Origin of the sequence: Mycoplasma sp. OR1901 (assembly GCF_013348745.1) — a bacterium.
GTDB lineage: Bacteria > Bacillota_I > Bacilli_A > Mycoplasmatales > Metamycoplasmataceae > Mycoplasmopsis.
Genome location: NZ_CP054666.1, coordinates 270,311 through 290,253 on the forward strand (window position 1 = coordinate 270,311; position 19,943 = coordinate 290,253).

The 19,943-nt window shown below is 25.8% G+C and carries 19 protein-coding genes and 1 tRNA gene; 9 read left to right on the forward strand and 11 right to left on the reverse strand.

What is annotated here, in order from left to right; all coding sequences use genetic code 4:
* Nucleotides 1–91: 91 nt before the first annotated feature.
* Genes HTZ87_RS00880 through HTZ87_RS00900 form a run of 5 tightly spaced genes read right to left on the reverse strand, consistent with a single transcriptional unit; the run spans nucleotide 92 to nucleotide 4,058 of the window.
* Nucleotides 92–952 carry an MAG1430 family protein gene (locus HTZ87_RS00880; protein WP_174892688.1) on the reverse strand — a complete coding sequence of 287 codons (861 nt, stop codon included), beginning with the start codon at nucleotides 950–952 and terminating at the stop codon, nucleotides 92–94.
* The gene (gene yihA, locus HTZ87_RS00885) at nucleotides 945–1,532 is read right to left on the reverse strand and encodes a ribosome biogenesis GTP-binding protein YihA/YsxC (protein WP_174892689.1); all 588 of its coding nucleotides are present in this window, start codon (nucleotides 1,530–1,532) and stop codon (nucleotides 945–947) included. The genes HTZ87_RS00880 and yihA overlap by 8 nt, the downstream gene beginning before the upstream one ends.
* Complete coding sequence (gene coaD, locus HTZ87_RS00890) at nucleotides 1,525–1,953, reverse strand: pantetheine-phosphate adenylyltransferase (protein ID WP_174892690.1); 429 nt, start codon at nucleotides 1,951–1,953, stop codon at nucleotides 1,525–1,527. Before coaD ends, yihA begins: the two co-directional genes overlap by 8 nt.
* Nucleotides 1,943–3,133 carry an acetate/propionate family kinase gene (locus HTZ87_RS00895; RefSeq protein ID WP_174892691.1) on the reverse strand — a complete coding sequence of 397 codons (1,191 nt, stop codon included), beginning with the start codon at nucleotides 3,131–3,133 and terminating at the stop codon, nucleotides 1,943–1,945. Before HTZ87_RS00895 ends, coaD begins: the two co-directional genes overlap by 11 nt.
* Nucleotides 3,126–4,058, reverse strand: coding sequence for a phosphate acyltransferase (locus tag HTZ87_RS00900; RefSeq protein WP_174892692.1), 933 nt, complete (start codon nucleotides 4,056–4,058; stop codon nucleotides 3,126–3,128). Before HTZ87_RS00900 ends, HTZ87_RS00895 begins: the two co-directional genes overlap by 8 nt.
* A 362-nt stretch (nucleotides 4,059–4,420) precedes the next feature.
* Between HTZ87_RS00900 and HTZ87_RS00905 the strand changes: the two genes are divergently transcribed.
* The gene (locus tag HTZ87_RS00905) at nucleotides 4,421–6,931 is read left to right on the forward strand and encodes a PTS transporter subunit IIABC (protein WP_174892693.1); all 2,511 of its coding nucleotides are present in this window, start codon (nucleotides 4,421–4,423) and stop codon (nucleotides 6,929–6,931) included.
* Nucleotides 6,932–6,974: 43 nt separating this feature from the next.
* On the opposite strand, the gene HTZ87_RS00910 is transcribed toward HTZ87_RS00905, so the two are convergent.
* Complete coding sequence (locus tag HTZ87_RS00910) at nucleotides 6,975–7,334, reverse strand: hypothetical protein (protein WP_174892694.1); 360 nt, start codon at nucleotides 7,332–7,334, stop codon at nucleotides 6,975–6,977.
* Between the two features lie 218 nt (nucleotides 7,335–7,552).
* Here HTZ87_RS00910 and HTZ87_RS00915 point away from each other — a divergent pair, with 218 nt between their 5' ends.
* Both HTZ87_RS00915 and HTZ87_RS00920 read left to right on the forward strand, forming a co-directional pair.
* On the forward strand, nucleotides 7,553–8,479 hold the full coding sequence (locus HTZ87_RS00915; protein ID WP_174892695.1) for an SPFH domain-containing protein: 927 nt from the start codon (nucleotides 7,553–7,555) through the stop codon (nucleotides 8,477–8,479).
* Between the two features lie 219 nt (nucleotides 8,480–8,698).
* Nucleotides 8,699–8,914: an MAG6790 family protein gene (locus HTZ87_RS00920; RefSeq protein ID WP_174892696.1), complete on the forward strand. Its 216-nt coding sequence runs from the start codon at nucleotides 8,699–8,701 to the stop codon at nucleotides 8,912–8,914.
* Nucleotides 8,915–8,961: 47 nt separating this feature from the next.
* Here the strand turns inward: HTZ87_RS00920 and HTZ87_RS00925 are convergent, their stop codons facing one another.
* A complete protein-coding gene (locus tag HTZ87_RS00925) occupies nucleotides 8,962–9,618 on the reverse strand; it encodes a chromate transporter (protein ID WP_371813980.1) in 657 nt (218 codons plus the stop codon).
* Nucleotides 9,618–10,199, reverse strand: coding sequence for a chromate transporter (locus tag HTZ87_RS00930; protein ID WP_254616021.1), 582 nt, complete (start codon nucleotides 10,197–10,199; stop codon nucleotides 9,618–9,620). The genes HTZ87_RS00925 and HTZ87_RS00930 overlap by 1 nt, the downstream gene beginning before the upstream one ends.
* A gap of 84 nt (nucleotides 10,200–10,283) precedes the next feature.
* On the opposite strand from HTZ87_RS00930, the gene HTZ87_RS00935 reads away from it, so the two are divergent.
* The 4 genes from HTZ87_RS00935 (at nucleotide 10,284) to tsf (ending at nucleotide 13,252) form a co-directional block, all read left to right on the forward strand.
* Nucleotides 10,284–10,359 (forward strand) — tRNA-His (locus HTZ87_RS00935).
* Between the two features lie 98 nt (nucleotides 10,360–10,457).
* A complete protein-coding gene (locus HTZ87_RS00940; RefSeq protein WP_174892697.1) occupies nucleotides 10,458–11,273 on the forward strand; it encodes a hypothetical protein in 816 nt (271 codons plus the stop codon).
* A gap of 231 nt (nucleotides 11,274–11,504) precedes the next feature.
* Complete coding sequence (gene rpsB / locus HTZ87_RS00945) at nucleotides 11,505–12,356, forward strand: 30S ribosomal protein S2 (RefSeq protein ID WP_174892698.1); 852 nt, start codon at nucleotides 11,505–11,507, stop codon at nucleotides 12,354–12,356.
* Nucleotides 12,357–12,373: 17 nt separating this feature from the next.
* The gene (gene tsf, locus HTZ87_RS00950) at nucleotides 12,374–13,252 is read left to right on the forward strand and encodes a translation elongation factor Ts (protein WP_174892699.1); all 879 of its coding nucleotides are present in this window, start codon (nucleotides 12,374–12,376) and stop codon (nucleotides 13,250–13,252) included.
* Between the two features lie 40 nt (nucleotides 13,253–13,292).
* On the opposite strand, the gene HTZ87_RS00955 is transcribed toward tsf, so the two are convergent.
* From HTZ87_RS00955 to HTZ87_RS00965, 3 genes are all read right to left on the reverse strand, one after another.
* Nucleotides 13,293–16,166 (reverse strand): hypothetical protein, encoded by a 2,874-nt coding sequence (locus tag HTZ87_RS00955; protein ID WP_174892700.1) that lies wholly within the window; start codon nucleotides 16,164–16,166, stop codon nucleotides 13,293–13,295.
* A 77-nt stretch (nucleotides 16,167–16,243) separates the two neighbouring features.
* Nucleotides 16,244–16,906 carry a deoxynucleoside kinase gene (locus HTZ87_RS00960; RefSeq protein WP_174892701.1) on the reverse strand — a complete coding sequence of 221 codons (663 nt, stop codon included), beginning with the start codon at nucleotides 16,904–16,906 and terminating at the stop codon, nucleotides 16,244–16,246.
* Nucleotides 16,906–17,577, reverse strand: coding sequence for a deoxynucleoside kinase (locus HTZ87_RS00965; protein ID WP_174892702.1), 672 nt, complete (start codon nucleotides 17,575–17,577; stop codon nucleotides 16,906–16,908). Before HTZ87_RS00965 ends, HTZ87_RS00960 begins: the two co-directional genes overlap by 1 nt.
* Nucleotides 17,578–17,722: 145 nt before the next feature.
* Between HTZ87_RS00965 and HTZ87_RS00970 the strand changes: the two genes are divergently transcribed.
* Complete coding sequence (locus HTZ87_RS00970; protein ID WP_174892703.1) at nucleotides 17,723–18,295, forward strand: thymidine kinase; 573 nt, start codon at nucleotides 17,723–17,725, stop codon at nucleotides 18,293–18,295.
* A gap of 187 nt (nucleotides 18,296–18,482) precedes the next feature.
* Nucleotides 18,483–19,889: an MAG3090 family protein gene (locus tag HTZ87_RS00975; RefSeq protein WP_174892704.1), complete on the forward strand. Its 1,407-nt coding sequence runs from the start codon at nucleotides 18,483–18,485 to the stop codon at nucleotides 19,887–19,889.
* The last annotated feature ends 54 nt before the right edge of the window (nucleotides 19,890–19,943 follow it).

Below are 19,943 nucleotides of genomic sequence, written 5' to 3' on the forward strand. Positions count from 1 at the left end.
TGTTATTTGTCTCAATAATAATACACCAATATTTTTAAAATTTATAAAAAAAATGCAAAAAGTGCATTTTTTTAAATGAAAATCAATGTTTTTAGTTAAATTTACTAATTGTAAACTCTTTATCAGATAAATCAATGTTTTCAAAACTAGTATCGGAAGGTGAATCAATTTTTAATAATGCATCTTTTTGAGCTAAATTTATTCTAGCTTTTAGAGATGTTTTTAAAACCACAATATTTTGATCTTTGAATTCAAGATTAGTTTTTTCAAAATCTATTTTTGAGGCTTTGTTAGTATCTAAACCATTGAATAAACTTCTAATAAACTCTTCTTTTTTCTGAATATTATTTTCAATATTTTTATATTCAGTTTTTAATGATTCAAAATCATCGTACTTATTCAATGATGATTCATTAATTTCTATAGAGCTTTCATTTGAAAAACCAACATAGTTTTTGATATTTTCAAAATTCATTGTTTTAAATCCGTCAACTTCTAAAACAACCTTATCATATAATTTTGCTGGTGATGTATTTTTTAAGTATAAGCTCACAACTAAGAATAATTTACCTTCTAAATCGTTTGCATAAGAATTAAAATAAACATTGTATTTTTTATCAAAAATATTTATTAATTCTCCTCTTTTACCAAGAAGGTAAAAATCTTTTTTCTCTAATTCTGCACTTGTTGGTATTTTCTTTACTTTGAAAAGTTTTTTTCAATATTCATTATTTGCGTCTACATTATTTGTAGTTTTGATAACTGGATTTGAAGCGTAAGCACTTGCGTAACTTTTTTTAATTTCAGAATTAAATGTTCCGAAATTAAATGAATGTAATTGTTCTTTTTCTGAAATTTGGTTACTTTTACTTGCTACTAAAGCTCCGGTTATACCAGCGATTGATGCTCCAATCACGAAAGCTCCAAAAATTACTTTTAATTTTTTACTCATTATTTCCTTCCTCGAATGTTTGGTTTATATCCGATATTAATTGATCTATTCCTGTTTTAGCCTCTGATGAAACTATAAAATAATTATCAAATTTAAATTTATCTCTATTTAATTTAATGCTTTTAAGCAAGCTGCTTTTATCTTTTTGTTTTAATTTATCAGCTTTTGTGAATACTAAAGTATATCTAAGGCCAATTCTATTTAAAAATTCAATAACATTTTCATCATTCTTAGTGATACTATGTCTTGAGTCTATTAATAAGTAAATTTTAATTAAATTTTTTCTTTCTATTAAAAACTCTTCAATCATTTTCATCATTTGATCAATTTTTTCTTTTGAAAGTCTAGCGTAACCGTATCCTGGTAAATCTACAAAAACTGCACCAAATTCATTTTCAAAGAAATTTAACATTTGTGTTCTACCTGGAGTTTTTGAAACTCTAGCTAATTTTTTATTATCTACAATACTATTTATTAAACTACTTTTACCTACGTTAGAGCGACCTCAAAACGCAATTTCATTATTGTTATGTTCATATCAATTTTCGGGTTTGTTGGATGATTTTACAAATTTAAACATCTTTTTCCTTTTCTTTTAGAGATTTAATCAATGATGAAGAATAATTTTTATACTGTTCATCAGGTAAAATGAAAACTGTTTCTAAGTTATTATTTAAAATTTTATTACCAGAAGCTAAATCTAACTCATATTCTAAATCATTTGTATTTCTGATGGATCTAATTAAATATTTTACATCTAACTCTTTTGCAATGTTTGCAGTTAGTTTATTTTCTCCATTGATAATTACAACGTTTTCTAAATTTATGATTTGTTTTTTTATATTATTTATGTTTTTAATTATATCATTTTTTTCTTTATCTGGATTTTGAGCAACAACCAAGTAAACGGTATCGAAAAGAACTGCTGATTTTTCTAAAATAGATTTGTGACCGTCGTGAAAAGGATTAAACGACCCTGCGTATATAGCTTTATGATTCATAGATTTTTACTACATTTTGTGCTATTAGTAATTCTTCGTTTGTTCTTATAACAAACACTTTAATTTCAGAATCTTGACTAGAAATTAATTTGTATTCATCTATTTGAGATTCATTTAATTGATCGTCAATAATTATGTTTTTAATATTAACTTTAGATAAAATTAACTTTCTTAATGTGCTATTGTTTTCACCTATTCCAGCAGTAAATACAATAGCATCAACTTTTGGTCCTACTTTATTTAAATAATTAACTAAATAATCAACTACCTTTTGTGCATATAATTCAAAAGCAAAAATAGCGTCTGGGTTATTTAATTTAATTTCTTTTTGTATGTCTCTCATATCACTAGAAATTCCTGAAACTCCTAGCATACCACTTTTTTTGTTTAAAATTTCTGTTAATTCACTAATTGTTAAACCTGATTCTTTAATTAAGAATTCATGTATTGAAGGATCGATATCTCCTGAACGAGTACCCATCATAATTCCTGCTAATGGAGTTAAACCCATTGAAGTATCGATCGATTTATTATCTTTAATAGCACAAAGACTTGCACCATTTCCTAAGTGAACATTAACGAAGTTAACCTTATCTTTGTTCAATATTTCTTTTAGTTTTAAAGTTATAAATTGGTGTGAAATTCCGTGTGCTCCATATTTTTTAATATTATATTTTTCGCTAATTTCTTTTGGGAGTGGATAAGTGTAATTAACTTTATCTATTGTTGTGTGGAATGCTGTATCAAAATCTGCTGTAAGCTTTGATTTTGGAAACATTTTTTGAAATCCCTTAATTGTTTTAATTGCAGCAGGATTATGTAATGGTGCATAAATTGAAATATCATCAATGATTTTAATTTCTTTTTCACTTAATTTTGTTGTTGAATTAAAATATTTACCACCTTGAACAATTCTAAAACCAATATATTCAATTTCTTCTTTGTTTTTAACTAAATTCATGCTTTGCATAAGCTGATAAATTCCTTCAACTGCATCGTCATGATTTTTTAAGACCATCTGTAATGTTTCTTTTTGGTTATCTGTTTTAATTGTTATAGCTCCATCACTTAGTCCGATTCTCTCTGCTAAACCGTTTGCAATTAATTTAAAAGTATTTTTTTCAAAAATACTTATTTTTATTGAACTACTTCCCGGGTTTACTGCTATTATTTTATTCATTTTTATCTCCAATTTGTAATACTGTAATGTAAATTGTATAAATTATATCCTTAATTTTAGCACCTCTAGATAAATCGTTTGCAGGTTGATTTAAACCTAATAATATAGGACCGAATGCATCATATTTAGCTAAATATTGAACCAGTTTATATCCAATGTTAGCGGAATTAAGATCCGGAAAAACAAAAGACGTAAAATCAATATTATATAAATTGTTATCTTTTGTTTTTTTATAACGAACTTCTTTATCAAAAGCGGCATCAAATTGAACTTCTCCAATCACTTTACGATTTTCAATTTGATCTTGTAATAATTTAGCTACTTCTCTGATTTTATTTGTTTGTTCATTTTGAACACTACCATAAGTTGAAAAACTTAAGAAAGCTAGATTACTTTTTATATTTAGTTTTTCTAAAAAATCAATATGATTTTTCCCTATGTTGTATAAGGTTTTTTCATTTATATCAATATTAACAGAAGGATCACTAAAAAAAAGAGTATTGTCATCTTTAACTAAAAACATTAAAGATGACAATCTTTCAGTATTAGGTGCTAATCCTATTATTTTTAATGTTGCTCTAATAAAATCGGCGCTAGTATATGAAAGTCCACCGACTACTCCGTGAAAATAACCTTTTTTAAGTAAAATTAAACTTGAATATAACTCATCATATTTATCAAACGTAGAATTAACTACTTCGTGTGATTCTTTACCTTTTCTTAGTTCATAATAGAAATCCTTTTTATCTAAAAGGGCATTTTTGTATTTGTTTTTAATATCGGCATATTTAAATAATTTAATTTTTGGATGATTTTTAAAAAAATCAAGTGTTTCATTGATTATCGGATCGTTATCAACCAACAAAATTTTCACTTCATTATTTAAATTGCTTATTTTTTTGTCTATTTCTTTATAAAAATTCATTTGTTCCTTATTTATTTATCATATTTAATTTTAAATAAATTTATAAAATAAAAAATAAGAATTTTTAATTTGTAGTGCAAAAGTGGTTATTATTGTGATAAATTAATATTTTTTAATTATGTGTTTAAAAGTTATTATATAATTCTTTATACCAAGAGGAAAATAAATAACAAATAACAAAAACGCAATATAATCGCATTAAGCGAAAAAATACTTAGTTAATTATAAGATTATAAAACGATTTTATTAATTTATCTAAATAAAGTTCAAATTTACACTTTATTGATTTTTATTTATCAAATTTTGGGATTTTTACACAAATATGAAAATATTTGTAACTCTTTATTTTAAGAAAGGAAATAATGAAAGCAATTTTCAGAAAAAGAGCAACTTCTGAGAAAAAACAGAAAATGAATAATAGTGATTCTAGCAAATTACGTAAAATTTTGTCTAAAATTTCAGGTGCATTTATGTTACCTATTTCTATTATGTCAATCGCTGGTTTATTCTTAGGGGTTGGGGCTGCGATTAGTGGCCAGGGTGCAGATGGTTCTGCACTACAGACTTTCGGTAATGCTATTAGCGCGTTGGGTAGTCCAGTCTTCGCAGCATTACCGTTATTATTTGCATCAGCATTCGTAATAGCATTTACCGATGAAGCTGGTGTAGGTGTATTTGCGACCATAATTGGTTATATGGTTTTCTTAGCCATCCAGGCCGTATTTATTACACCTGTTGAAAAGGATGTATTCTTAATGGATCCTACAACAAAAGAATTTATTCTAAACAATGGTGAAAAAGTTAAAACAGGTACAGAACTTGTTGGATACAAAATTTTATTCACACAGGGTGGACGTAATCCTGAAACACTTAAAAAATTAGTTGGTTCAACTTTAGGTGTTACATCATTACAAACATCTGTTTTTGGTGGTATTGCAGTGGGTCTTACAGTACAATATCTATACAATAGATTCCATGTAATTCAACTACCAAAATTCTTATCATTCTTTGGTGGTAAGAGATTCGTTTCAATAATAACAATACCAGCGTCATTTGCATTAGCGATGTTATTCTTATTATTTTGACCATGAGTGGGGGTTGCATTAAACTCATTCGGGAACGCATTACAAAAAGTTCCATATGGTATTGAATCATTAATCTTCGGGTACTTCGAAAGATCATTAATACCATTTGGTCTACACCACGTATTTTACGCTCCACTATGATATTCTAGTGCTGGTGGTAGCGTTAGTGAGTCATTAAACGTATGACAAGAGGGTATTGCAAATGCAGGTGATACTCTTGAAGCAGGAGCTACTTTAAAAGCTTTAATTAAAACAGTTACAGAAAACCCAGACAAGTTTAAAGGTGATTCAACTGCAGCCGTTAACTTATTAGAGTTTAACTTCAATGCTGTTGATTATTCAATTACAAAAGCAAGTGGAGAAGTTCTTAAATTTAATAAACCTATATTCCAATTTGTTGCAGAGGATTTAGGTATTAAAATTGGTAGATTTGCCGATGGTAAATTTGCAGTTATGATGTTTGGTTTACCAGCAGCAGCTGTTGCCATGATTTTTGCAGCACCAAAAGAAAATAGAAAAGTAGCAGCAGGTACAGTATTACCAGCAGCATTCACTTCATTAGTAACAGGGGTTACAGAACCAATTGAATTTACATTCTTATTCTTATCACCTCTATTATTCTGAGGTTTCCACGCATTCACAATAGCTACATCATTTATGTTTGCAAACTTATTAGGAGTTCACATTCCTATGGTATTCTCAGGTGGAATTTTAGACTTAACACTTTACGGAATTATTCCAGTTGCTAAAGGAACACAATTCTACTACGTACTTGTTTTAGGTTTAGGATATGCACCAATTTACTTCCTTGTATTCTACTTCTGAATCAAAAAAGCAGACTTAGCTACACCAGGACGTGGTGGAAATACAAAACTATTTACTAAAAAAGACTTTTTAAGTAAAAAACAACAAGAAACAAATTCTTCAAATGCAAAATTTGAAAATATCGACCAACAAGCTTTAGCATTAGTTCAAGCATTTGGTGGTCTAGAAAACATTAAAGCATTTAATAACTGTGCTTCAAGACTTAGATATGATGTTAAAGACACATCTAAAGTTAATGAAGGTTTACTTAAACAAGCAGGTGCTTTTGGGGTTAAATTCGAAGGTCAAACACACGTTCAAGCTATTTTAGGTCCATCAGCTGAACAAGTTAACTCAAAAATTAAATCACAAAGAAATTTAATTGCTGAATGAGAACAAGCACACAAAGAAAATAACGTTTCAACTCAAGAACTTGCGGCAAATAATGTTGTAACTACACCAGTTGTAAATCAAACTAATGATGAATTAGTAGATGCAAGCGCACTTGATAGAAAATCAGTTAAAATCAAAACAGTTGCTAAAGGTGAAATTTTACCTTTAGAATCTCTTAAAGACGGAGTATTCTCAGAAAAATTAATGGGAGATGGATTCGTAGTTAGATTTGACGCTGAAAAAGTTGGAAATGTTTATTCACCAGTTAAAGGTACAATTGTTTCGTTATTTGATTCTAAACATGCGTATGGTATCGAAACAAAAGATGGTGTTAAAATTCTAGTACACATTGGAATTGATACTGTTAAATTAAATGGTGAAGGTTTCAAATCACATGTAAAAATGGGACAAAAAGTTAACGCAGGAGATAAATTAGCTTCAGTTGACTTAGGTCTAGTTCAAAAACACGGATACTTATCTGATGTAGTTGTTATCGTATTACAAGAAAGTACTTTAAATAAGTTTAGTCTTATTGAAGGAAAAACAAAAGCTCTAACAACATCAGAAATGGTCGGAACAGTAGTTAGATAAAAATAAAAATTCTCGCAAATTAGTGCGAGAATTTTTCTATACTTTAACCTTTAATTGTTAAAATCAATATTACTATTGCTACACTTAAAAATACTACTGACATGAATAAAGGGAAGTTGTATTTAGCTCTTTGTCAAGCTGGTAAGTACATACCTGTAGATTCATATTTAATGTTTTTTTGTCTAGGGTTATCTTTAATATATTGTTCTAGTTGTTTTTCTTTGAAAGAAGTTATTTTTAATTTCGAATTCCTATGAAAGAAAATCATCATCAATGAAAGTAAAACTAACGCAATCATTAAAATTATTTTAGCTCATAAAGGAAGAACGGATAATCCTTTACTAGGCTCAACATCGAACTGGGTCGAGTTTAAAATTATATTTAAGTTGTTTTTTGATATCACGTTTCCTCTTTCGTTTATTAATTTTTAATTAATAAAACTTATTTTTTAATTCTTATAATTAATTTTAAAGAAATTTAGAAAAATAATAAGCATATAGTTTTATTTTTATTCAAAATATGAAATATATGATGGTGTTCCATAAAAATATCAATATAAAATGATAAAATTTTTTTGTTAGTATTAATTTAATACAACGATTTAAATTTTAAAGGAGAAATATGGTAGGAAAAATTATTGGAATTATTTTTGCAGTTATTTTTTTATTGCTTTTAATTATTATAGCGATATCATCGATAAAAGTTATTCCACAGACTAAATTTGCTATTGTTGAACGTTTAGGAAAATATAATAAAACATTAGAAAATGGTATTAACTTTATAATTCCGTTCATCGATAGAGTGGTAGCTAGTGAAAACTATAAAGAAAAGGTGTTAGACTTCCCTGAACAAGACATTATAACTAAGGATAATGCAACAATTAAAGTGGATACAGTTGTTTATTTAAAAATAACTGATCCAAAATTATTTATTTATGGTGCTGAAAATTCAATGAAAGCAATTGAAAATCTTTCTGCAACTACATTAAGAAACTTGCTTGGTGAATTAGAGTTAGATGAAACTTTAACATCAAGGGATACAATTAATTCTAAATTAACAATAATCTTAGATGAAGCATCTGATTCTTGAGGAATTAAAGTACACCGTGTCGAAATTAAAAACATAATTCCGCCAACTGACATTCAAAACGCAATGGAAAAACAAATGCGTGCAGAAAGAGAAAAAAGAGCTAATATATTAGAAGCTGAAGGTTCTAAAGCATCATCAATCTTAATTGCTGAAGGTCAAAAGGAAGCTAAAATATTACAAGCAGAAGCTGAAAAACAATCCCAAATTCTTAAAGCTGAAGCTAAAAAAGCAACTGAAATTTTAGAAGCTGAAGGTAAAAAGAAAGCGATTGACTTAATTAATGAAACTAATTTAAATAATCAAATTTTAACACTAAAAGCAATTGAGCAATTAAAAGAAATTGCTAATGGTAAGGCGACAAAAATTTTCTTACCTTCAAATCTAACTTCATTAGCAGGTACTATGTCGTTAGCTTCTGAATTATTTGATAAAGACAAAGAAAACAAAAAAGAAAAATAGGATTTTATGAAATACCATTAATATAAGAGATGGTATTTTTTAATTCGACTTATACAACTTTTTTTGAGAAATAAAAAGTTTATTCCATAAATATGAAAAAAATATTGCTTATGTATCAAGTTTCCCTTTTAATTACAGAAAGTTATAAAAATCAGTATATATATGTTCTATAATAAAGTTAAATATATATGTATAGTTTTAATATTATCGGAGGTAAAAATGTACAAATATAAAGCAAAATTAATCTCAAGTGGAGAAGTTATCGCGAAAGCAAACACACTTGATGAATTAGAAGGATTAATTAAAGGATTTCGTAGAGGTCAAAAACATGGAATTCATACACAAGGTAATGAAAAAATAGAAGTAATTCATGTTGAAAGAGATCACTTAAAAGGTGAAAGCTACTCTAAGGATATTTTAATTAAAATAGTTTAATTAAATCATGATTTAAAAAGTAACGATAAATAAACTATCGTTACTTTTTATTTGCCTAATAATGTAGGTATTCCAAAAATAATAAATGATATTGATACGTTAATTATAATTATTCAAAACAGAGAATAGTTTTTCTTAGCTAGTCAATATGAATATAATATACCCACTGGAACAAAAATCTTCAGTAATATATTTTTATAACCTATGAAAATATTTTTACTATTCAACATTGCATATTTATCAACACCTTTGTTGAATGTAATTTCAGGTGCGAACACTCCGATAAATAATTGAATTGCTAAACTAATAATTATTCCTGAAACAATAGGCTTCATAATTGTCATTAAGTTTTTTGTAAATGTATTAGTTCTAAACTTGCTTATGTATTTCATCGCTAATAAAACCATGATAATTGCTGGTAAGCAGAATACTAAATAAGTTAAGAAAATTGCTAGGTATCCTCATCATTCACCGTTAGCTACTAAATAACCAGTGAAAAAAGCAAATTTAGTAGATACAACACCAGGTGTTGTGTTTGAAACTGTAAATATTTTATTGATTGTATCATCATTAATATTAGAACCAAAAGCAGAATTTAATAAATTTCACATTCAACTAAAGATAGGCATGAATACCTGGCCACCACCAAAAACAATTAATGAAACTAAAATTAATAGTGGTATTGAAACTAATAGTGCTATCATTATTTTGCTCCTTTAGTTTTAAAATATTTAACTATAAAATAAACTAATGATACGCATATAATAGCAACAAAAGGTATATTATACGGCGAAGGTATAAATAAACAATAGCATGCTGTGAATAAAAATGCTGGAATTCATATTATTTTTGGTAAGGCTTGATTTGATTGCTTAATATATCTTTCTGCGAATCTTATTAGAAATGCTATTATAGAAACTAATACACCTACAGAAATTATTTTTATATATTTATCATTAATAAGGCTAAATAATAATAAAAATCCAAATGCCATTAAAACATGCGGTAAGATGGCGAATAAAGTAACAATTGTACCTCAAAATTTACCTAACCTTTTAACAGCAATATAAGATAAAGTTTCTATAACGGATGCTCCTGGTATCATATTTGTGACAATGACAAGGTCATCAAATTCAGTTTTTTCCAATCATTTTCTTTTATCGACAACTTCTTTTTTAACTATTGGTAGTAGAGCATTACCTCCACCAAAACCTACAAAAGTGACTTTAATTATCATTATAAAAACTTCATACATTTTTTTTATAAATTTTTCTTCATTCTTCATTTTCACTCCTTGTAAAATTATTATAATATTTTCTTTTGCTTTTATAAAAATATATTATAATAATTCTACATATAGTCAAATATGGCGATCGTGGTGAAGTGGCTAACACAGCGGGTTGTGGTCCCGTCATTCGCGGGTTCGAATCCCGTCGATCGCCCCAGAAGGCTATATTTTTTTATTTCTTTTATATCATTATTTTTATCCGAAAAAATAAAAATTACGTATAATATTACTAATTAGTAATATATGGAGATACATATGAATTTTAAAAACATAAAAAAAATATTTTATTTAGCAAGTTTATCATCATTACCTATGGTTGCTTTTTCTTGTTCAAACCAATCAAGTAATTCTAGTTCAAGTAGCGAAGAATCTAAAGTTAATTTTAATGAAGCAAAAAACAGTAAAGATGTTAAAGAAATTGCAAAACTTTTCAATATTAATTTAAATTCAGTAGAAAAACAATTAGATTGAAATGAATTTAAAGAAGAATATATGAAAGTTCAATTCGATGAACAAAAATCATCTGAATTTTTATCATCAAATTGAGTTACATTTATAGCAAATCTAACAAATTTCTATGCAAAATCTTACCCTAAAACTTCCGAAAATAATGGTTGATTTTTATTCCCCGATACAGAAAAAGGGAAACATACAAAATTATATATTCACGTTTTAGGTATTGTTCCACAAGAAACTTTTTCAAAAACCCACTCTCATATTCAAATACCAAATAAGGATATTAAGTTAAATTCTTCATTAACTAACTTTTCGAGTTCAGCTATGATAAATGAAGAAAATAACGATGAAAAAGTAATATTTTTAACTAAAAAAAGAACAGTAATAAAAATAACAGAATCACAAGGTAAAATAAAAATATTATCTCCAAGTTATACATTTTTACCTCAAGATATTAACTCAAGTTTTGTTCGTTCGGTATCTATAGGTAATGAATATATAGAGTTTTTATTTAATAAAAATAGACAAAATAGAACACAAACAGATTTTGAAAAATTTGAAAATATGACATTTGATGTAGGTGTTCCTTATAAATCATTTTTAATATTAAAATAGGTTAGTTTTTATAAAAAAGCTAATTTTTTTATTTTTTAATAATTTATATATAAAATAAATTTCAATTTTATGTCAAAAATGATAAAATAATAAAAGATTATATTAATAGTTAATAATTTAATCAAAAAAGTAAAGAATAACGATGGATTCACTTGGGTGTGCCTAAATAATTAGAGGTGCTAGGTGTTCGAAATCGTTACGATAAAAAACAAACTAAAAAGGAAATTTAAAATGACAGAAAACAAAAAAGTTGAAAACAACACAAAAGAAGTTAAAGAAACAAAAATGCCAATTGTTTCAAGAACAAAATTATTAGAAGCTGGTGCTTACTTTGGACACAAAACATACGCATGAAATCCAAAAATGAAAGAATACCTTGTTCCTAATAGAAAAAATAGAGGTGCTCACATTATTGACATCTTCAAAACACAAAAATATTTAGAATTCGCTTACTCATTAGTAAATTCATTAGCAGCTAAAAACGCACAATTTATTTTTGTTGGTACAAAAAAACAAGCTAAAGACGCTATTAAAGCAGCTGCTGAAAGAACAAACTCATTATATGTAACAGAAAGATGATTAGGTGGAACTCTTACAAATAATGAAACAATTATGAAACGTGTACAAAAAATGGAAGAATTAGAAGCTAAAGCAGCAGATAATTTCAAAGGTTACACAAAGAAAGAAGCTTTAAACTTCACAAAAGAATTAGAAAAATTACACAAAAACTTAAACGGGATTCGTTCAATGAAACGTTTACCAAATGTTATGATAGTAGCTGATCCAATTCAAGATGAAATCGCTGTTAAAGAAGCTAAGAGAAAAGGATTAAAAGTTATTTCAATACTTGACTCAAACGCTAATCCAGATTTAGTTGATTTCGGAATCCCAGCAAATGATGATTCAGCAAAATCAATTACACTTATCATTACAGTATTAGCTGATGCTATTGCTAAAGCAAAAGGTGGACAACAATTATTCGCTTACCAAGATGATGAAAAAGTTGTTTTACCAGAATTTCAACCAAAAAATACTTCAAACAATGAAGTAAGAGAAACAAAAAAACAAGTAGAAAATAATTAATAAAAAGGGGTTATTATATGTCAGTAAACAAAATGGAATTAATCAAAGAATTAAGAGCAAGAACTAACTCACCATTCGGTGATGTTAAAAAAGCTTTAGAAGCAACAAATTACGATATTGAAGCTGCTATTGATTGATTAAAAGAAAATGGAATCGTTAAAGCTGCTAAAAAAGCTGGTAGAGTTGCTGCTGAAGGAGCTGTTACTGTTGCAGGTGACGAAAAAAGAGCTATTTTAGTTGAAATTAACTCAGAAACAGATTTCGTTGCTCAAAACGAAAAATTCTTAAGCTTATTAAATAAAGTTGCGTCAGCTTTATACGAAGCTAAAGTAACAACACTTGAAGAATCTTTAAATGTTAAATTAGAAAACGATTTAACAGTTGAACAAGAATTATTAAATGCTACAGCAGTTATTGGTGAAAAAATTTCATTACGTAGAGTTTTAACAGTTGAAGCTCAAGAAAATGAAGTTTTAGGTATTTACGTTCACGCAAATAGCCAAATTGCTGCAGTTACTGTATTAAACGGTAAAAATTCTGAAGTGGCTAGAAATATATCAATGCACGTATCTGCATTAAACCCTGAATTCGATAAAGTTGAAAATATTCCAAATGATCGTTTAGAGTCAGTAAAAGCAGGATTCACAAAACCTGCAGGATTTGAAAATAAACCAGAAAAAATTCAAGAAAAAATCGTTGAAGGTTGATTAGATAAACAACTTTCAGAATTTGTTTTAGAAAAACAAGCATATGTTATTGATGATTCATTATCAGTTGAAAAATACTTAAACACAACTGATTCAAAATTAGTTCAAACATACAGATTCGAAGTTGGTGAAGGTATTGAAAAAGTACAATCAGATTTCGCTTCTGAAGTTGCAAGTATGGTTAAATAATAATTTAAAAAGTAAAGTTTGATGCTTTACTTTTTTTATATTAAATTGACATTTTTTGAATAATAGACATTATTAAATTTTCGTATGAAGTAATAACACTTTCTATTTCTGTTAAATTATTTTTAATTAGTTTTCTAGTTTTTTCTGCATCGGCAACTTCAACAGGGAAACTAATTCCGTAACCATTATAATTAACGTTTGAATCAATTCATTTTGCTTCTTTAGATTTTCTGACCATATCTTTCAATAATTTTAATGAGTTTTGTAGACCTAATTTAGATTCATTAATTAAAGTGTTTAATGTGTTTATTCTTTCTTGTTTTTGACCACTTATTATTTCTATTTGTCTAATTCTTTGAGTTAGTTCATCTATTGTTCTTTTTGATTGTTTTAATTCTTCAATTTTTGAATTTAATTCTTCATTCATTTTATTTTTTTGTTCTTGTAGAGCTTCTATAGTTTGATTATTTTTTAAGTTATTTTCGGTTAATTGTGAAATAATTTGATCTTTACTTTGTATTTCAGAATTATAATTTTTTATTAATATTTTATAGCCATCAATTTCTTTATCTTTTTGTGCAACGACTTCCAGTAGTGCTTGATATTTATCTTTCTCTTTTTCGTATTTTGCTGTGGTTTCTAATAGATTATTTGTTAAATTACTAATGTTTTGTCTAGCGTCTTCTAGTTCTAGTTTTATTCTTTCATTTTCTTGAGTCATAACTACCAATTTATTGTTTAAGTCGTTATTGTTACTTGTTAAAACTATTATTTCATTTTGTTTTTCTTCATTTTCTTTGTTTAATTTTTCAATATCATTAGTCATTTTTGTTATTTGATTACTTAAAATAGTTATTCGTTCTCTATTTATTTTATTCTCGTTTTGTTCTTCTTTTAATCTTTGACTTAATTCGTGTATATTATTGTTCAATGATTCGATTATATTTTGATTATTTACGATAACACTATTTAAACTTTCTATTTCAATTCGATTATTATTTATTATTGTATTTAAATTATTAATTTCCATCTCGTTATTGGAAATTATTTCGTTCTTAGAAGTTAAATTATCATTTAAACTATTTATTTCTGCTTGCTTGTTTTTTATGTTGTTTTTACTAATTTCATTCAATTCCTTTAGATCTTCAATAGTAATTTTATATTCATTATTTTTATTTTCAATTTTTTTAATTTCTGAATTTAATTTTTCTATTATTTTATCTTTATCTTGAATGTTTAAAGATAATAATTGTATTATTTCAGTTGATCTATTATGTAATACTCTATTTTCTTTATGGACATTCTTAATTAGGTTTGTATTTAATTGTAGCTTACTTATTTTTACTGAAATTTCATTTATAAAATTATTATTATCATTTAATTTATTTATTAGACTATTAATTTTATTTTCTAGATTGTAAATTTCAGTGTTTATCTTGTTGACTTGTAATAAATTTTCTTCATTTTCACTTTTTAATAATTTGTTATTTTGTATAAGTATTATATTTTTATCATTGTCTTCATTAGATAATATGTTCTGATTATTTTTTGAGATAAGAAATTCATTTTGTTCAATTTTATTATTTAATGACTTAACTTTGTTTCTTTGTTCTATTAATTTAGTGTTGTAGTTGTTTAGTTCAATTTTAATTGAATCATTCTTTTCTATGATTTCATTAATTTTATTATTAGCAATATCGAACCTTTCACTAATTTGATCGATAACACCAAGTATCATATCGCTTACATTATTTAAAGTAGATATAGATTTATTATTTATAAAGATGTATTTTTCAAGATTATTTTTATTGCTTGCTTCATAAAAATCATTTACTTCATTTTTTATATTTTTTAGTACTTGTATATTTTTGTTAAAAACATCTGTATTAGATGTTATTGCAATTTTAGTTTTTATATATTCAAATAAATTTATATTTGAATCTATGTTTTGATTAAAAATTTTAACAAGAACTTCATTGTATATATTTAAAATTTTTAAATCAATTTTACTGATATTTTTAACTTTATTTATAAGATTTGAAACTTCTTGTTTTCATGCAGCATAAAACTCATTTACTATTTGTGTTTCTTGCTCTAGAATATTAATTAAAGCACTATTAGTTTCATTTTTATCTTCAATCAGGTATTTTTGATTTCTTAATAAATTTGAATCAATTATATTTAAACTTTTTTCAATTTCAAATTTTGAGTCAATAATATTCTTAAAGTTAAATAAGTTACTATAGTATTCATCAATATACAATTTATAATTATTAATTTCACCTTCAAAATAATTATTATCAATTTTATTTATAAGATCGTTGTTTAGCTCTTCAATTGACTTATAAGTTTCTATATATTCTTGCTTATCTTCGAGTTCAATTTTTCCAATTTCATCTAAATTGTATTTTAACTGATCGTTAAAAATTATTAATATTCCTTTTAATTCATTATTAATTTCATCTATTAAATTTTTATTAATTTCATTTGTTGAATTGTAATTGATATTTATTTTATATATTTCATTATTTAAATATATTTTGTTTTTAATTAGTGTCTCTATGTTTTCAAATGAGTTTAATAATTTATTGTTATTAATTTCTAAAATTGTTATATTCTTATTTTTTTCATCAATTTTATTTTGGCTTTGAATATTTAGATTTAATTTCTCGTTATTTATTGTGTTTTCTTCGTTTATACTTACTATTTTATTGTTTAGCTGTTCGACATTAATTGTCTTACTTTCTAGTTTTAATATTTCATTTTTAAAATACTCCTTGCTTATTGTTTTATTTGTTTTATTAGTATTGAAATTAATTGATTTCTTATGAATTCAACTAATAGGTATGGTAGCTGTAATTAAGCTCCCTATAACAATACTACTTAAGATTAGATATTTATATTTTTTGTTCATTTTCCTCCTTGATTAATAATTACTATTTTTAAAAAAATGAACAAAAAAAGTAAAAACAGCTTTAAAGTTTTTACTTTTTAATTTCTTTTAGATGCACTAAAATTAAATTCATCGATTATTTTAACAGCTTTGTAAAAGACTTCTTCTTCATTTAGATTATTTGTATCGATAATTACATAAGGTATATTATATTTTGTTGTCAGTTTAATAAATTCGCTTTTATATAATAAATGTAATTCGTAGAAATATTGATAATTTTCGTTGAAATTTTCTATTTCAACATTTCTACCTCTTTTTAATATTCTTTCTTTTACATTTTCAAAGCTAAGATCAAGAAATATTGCTAAATCAGGATTATTATCTAAATTAATTAAGTGTTCAAACATATCTAAAAATGCTTTTAAATATTTAGGTTCTTTTTTAGAAAGTGTAACGATTGCGAAAATTATATGCTCAATATTAAATCTATCTAAAAATATATGTGTTTGTTTATGAGAATTGTTTTCTAAAAACTCTTTATTAGCCTTGTTGAAAGAATATTCTAATGATTCTGTTATATAGGCTTGAAAAGATAAATCTATGTTTGGTTTCTTAGAATAAATTCATTCTAAATACTTATTAAATACTTCGTCATTTTCGCTAAATTCTTCTAATAATAGTGAGTTTTGGTATTTTTTATTTAATAATTTAGAGAGGGTACTTTTACCGCTTCCTATCATTCCGCTAACTGAAATAACCATTATTTAACTCTTTCTTTTATATTATTAGTCTTATAATTTTCAATTATTTCAATTGTTTTATCAAAAACTTCTTCTTCATTTAGATTTTTTGTATCGATAATAACATAGTTTAAATTATATTTTTTAGCTTGTTTTTCAAAAATGTCTCTATATAAGGAAAAAAGATTTTTAAAATATTCAATATTTTCTGAATAGTGATTTATTTCAACTTCTCTACCTCTTTTGAATAATCTATTCTCGAAAGTTTCGTAGTCCATATCTAAATAAATTGCTAAATCAGGAGTTTCTCTTTCCATAATTAAATTATTAAACAAAGCGTCATACCCTTTTAAGTAATTTGTTCCTTTTTGCGCTAATATAACTGATGCAAAAATATAATGTTCAATACTAAATCTATCTAAAAATATGTGATTCTCTTTCAAAGAAAATCCTAATTGATAAAACTTATCAATTATTTCGTTTAACTTTGTTGTGTGATTTTCAATAACATAAGCTTGAAAACCCATTGTTAAGTTTTCTTTTTTAGAGTACAATCATTCTAAAAATTGATTAAAAACTTCATCATTTTCTTCGAATTCCTCTAATAGTAATGAATTTTCATAATGCTGTTTTAATTTTTTTGTTAGAGTGCTTTTGCCACCGCTTATCATTCCGCTGATTCCAATAATCATTTTTACCTCCGAAGCTTTATTGAATAATTAGTATAGCAAAAAAATAATTTCATTTTTTATAAAAAAATATTTTTTAATTTCTTTGAAATTCCTTTAAATAGTTTTAAAATAATAGAACATTATAATTTTTGTTATGGGGGTGAAAATGTTTTTAAAAAAACCTGAAGGAACTTTAGAAGTTATAACCGGACCAATGTTTTCTGGTAAGAGTGCTGAATTATTAAAAAGATTAAAAATACTAGAAATTGCAGGTGTAAAAACTTTAGTTTTCAAACCAAAGTTTGATAATAGATTTAGTGAAACTATGGTTGTTAGTAGAACTGGAGCAAAAACAAATGCTATTGTCATAGAAAAAGCTAGCGAAATTTTAGATCACTGAAATTCATTGGTTAAATCTGTTGCAATCGATGAAATAAATTTTGTTGATGATGGAATTTATGAAGTTATTGATTTTTTAGTATTAAAAGGTGTTAGAGTTATCATAAGTGGACTAGATATGGACTTCATGAGAAGACCGTTCGGAGTAACTCCAAACTTGCTTGCAATAGCCGATTATGTTACAAAACTTAAGGCCGTTTGTTTAGTTTGTAAGTCAGATGCTGCATTTTCTTTCAGAAAAGAAAGCAGTGATGAGTTAAACTTAATTGGTGATTCGGAGTATGAACCAAGATGCAGAAAGTGCCATATTTTAGGCGAAAAAGAAAAAAATAAGAGATAAAAAGAAATTAGTAATGAATGCAAAAACACTTTTTTTATGCAAAAATACATTTATTACTATTATTTTTATTTTTTAATTTATTTAACTACGATAAATATGTATAATATTTATAAGATTATTATGTAATAATCTCAATAAAATATCCAATCAAGATAAAAATAGTAAAAATTAAAAAAGAGGAAAAAATATGAAACGTTTATTATGTTTATACAAGCCAAGTAATGACAAAAATTACCCTTGAGCTTTAAAACACCCAAAAGTTAAATCTGCATTAGCGTTATTCAAAACACGTAAAGATGCTATGAACTGATTCTTAGAATTAGGTTATGACTGTGCTACTTATTTCCAAACTGATAAAAGAGTTTTTGGTGGTCTTTTCATTTCTGAGAAAAATGAAGAAGGAGTTTTTGAGTTTGAAATTAATACTGAAAGATATGACGGTAACGTTGATGAAGCTGACATTCTTGAAGAATTTCACGTTAACCAAAAAACTGGTTTAAGAAATAATGAAGCAGCAGGTGAATACTTAAAAGAAATCGTTGATTTCAAAGTTTTACGTGACCACGAAACATACTTCCCTGTAGATGATGACTTTGTTCTTGAAAGAAAGAAAAACCCTAAAGATCTTCAAATCGAAAAATTACAAAAACAAATTGAAGAATTACAACTTTTATTACAAAATAAAAATGTTGATTCAGAAGAAGTTGCACTTTTATTAGCTAAATTAAATGACACAAATTCAGATAAAGTTGCTTTAGAAAGAGAAATTGAAATTTTAAAAGCAAGAGCTGAATCATATGACAATGTTGAAGTTCAAAAAGATGTTGAAGTAAGAGAAGTAATTAAAGAAGTAATTAGAGAAGTACCAGTAGAAGTTATCAAAGAAGTTGAAGTTATAAAAGAAGTAGAAGTAATTAAAGAAGTTTATGTAAATGAAAACGACTTAATTAAATACCACTACATTAGAGATCTTTCTAAAGATGAGCAACTTGAATCATTAGCAGTATTTGCAGATAAATTAGAAAAAGTTACAGAAAAAGTTACAGAAGAAAAAACAACTTCAGTAAATGATTTAACAGATATTAAAAACGAACTTACTAATTCATTATCAGTTGCTAAAGAATTAAAAGATCACTACAAAGATGATGTTAAGAAAACAAAATTATTAAAATTAATAACAGAATCATTAGTTATGTCATCTGAAAAATTATCTACAAAAATATTTGCAAAAGAAGAAGTTGAACACACACCAGAAAACTTTGTTTATGTAGAGTTAAAAGAAGGTGAAAACCTTAGACTATCTCAAGAGCTTTCATACGTTGTTTACAACAAAAAATATGTTGCATTTGTAGAAGAAATGAACTATAAATACGCTTTTGTTGCACAAAAAGCTTCAAATAGAGATCACTTATTAGTATTTACTGATTATGCAAATAATTTAGATGGTCAAGTAGTTACAAAAACAAAAGAAGTTTATGTAAGAGAAAATGATTCATTCTTATTCTGAGCAGTGTTATTAATTTCATTATCATTTGGAATTTTAATTACATTAGTTTTCATGCTTTGATTAGGATATGTACCTCCATTAAATTAATTAAATATAGTCAAAAAATAATAGCAAATACGCTATTATTTTTTTACATTATCG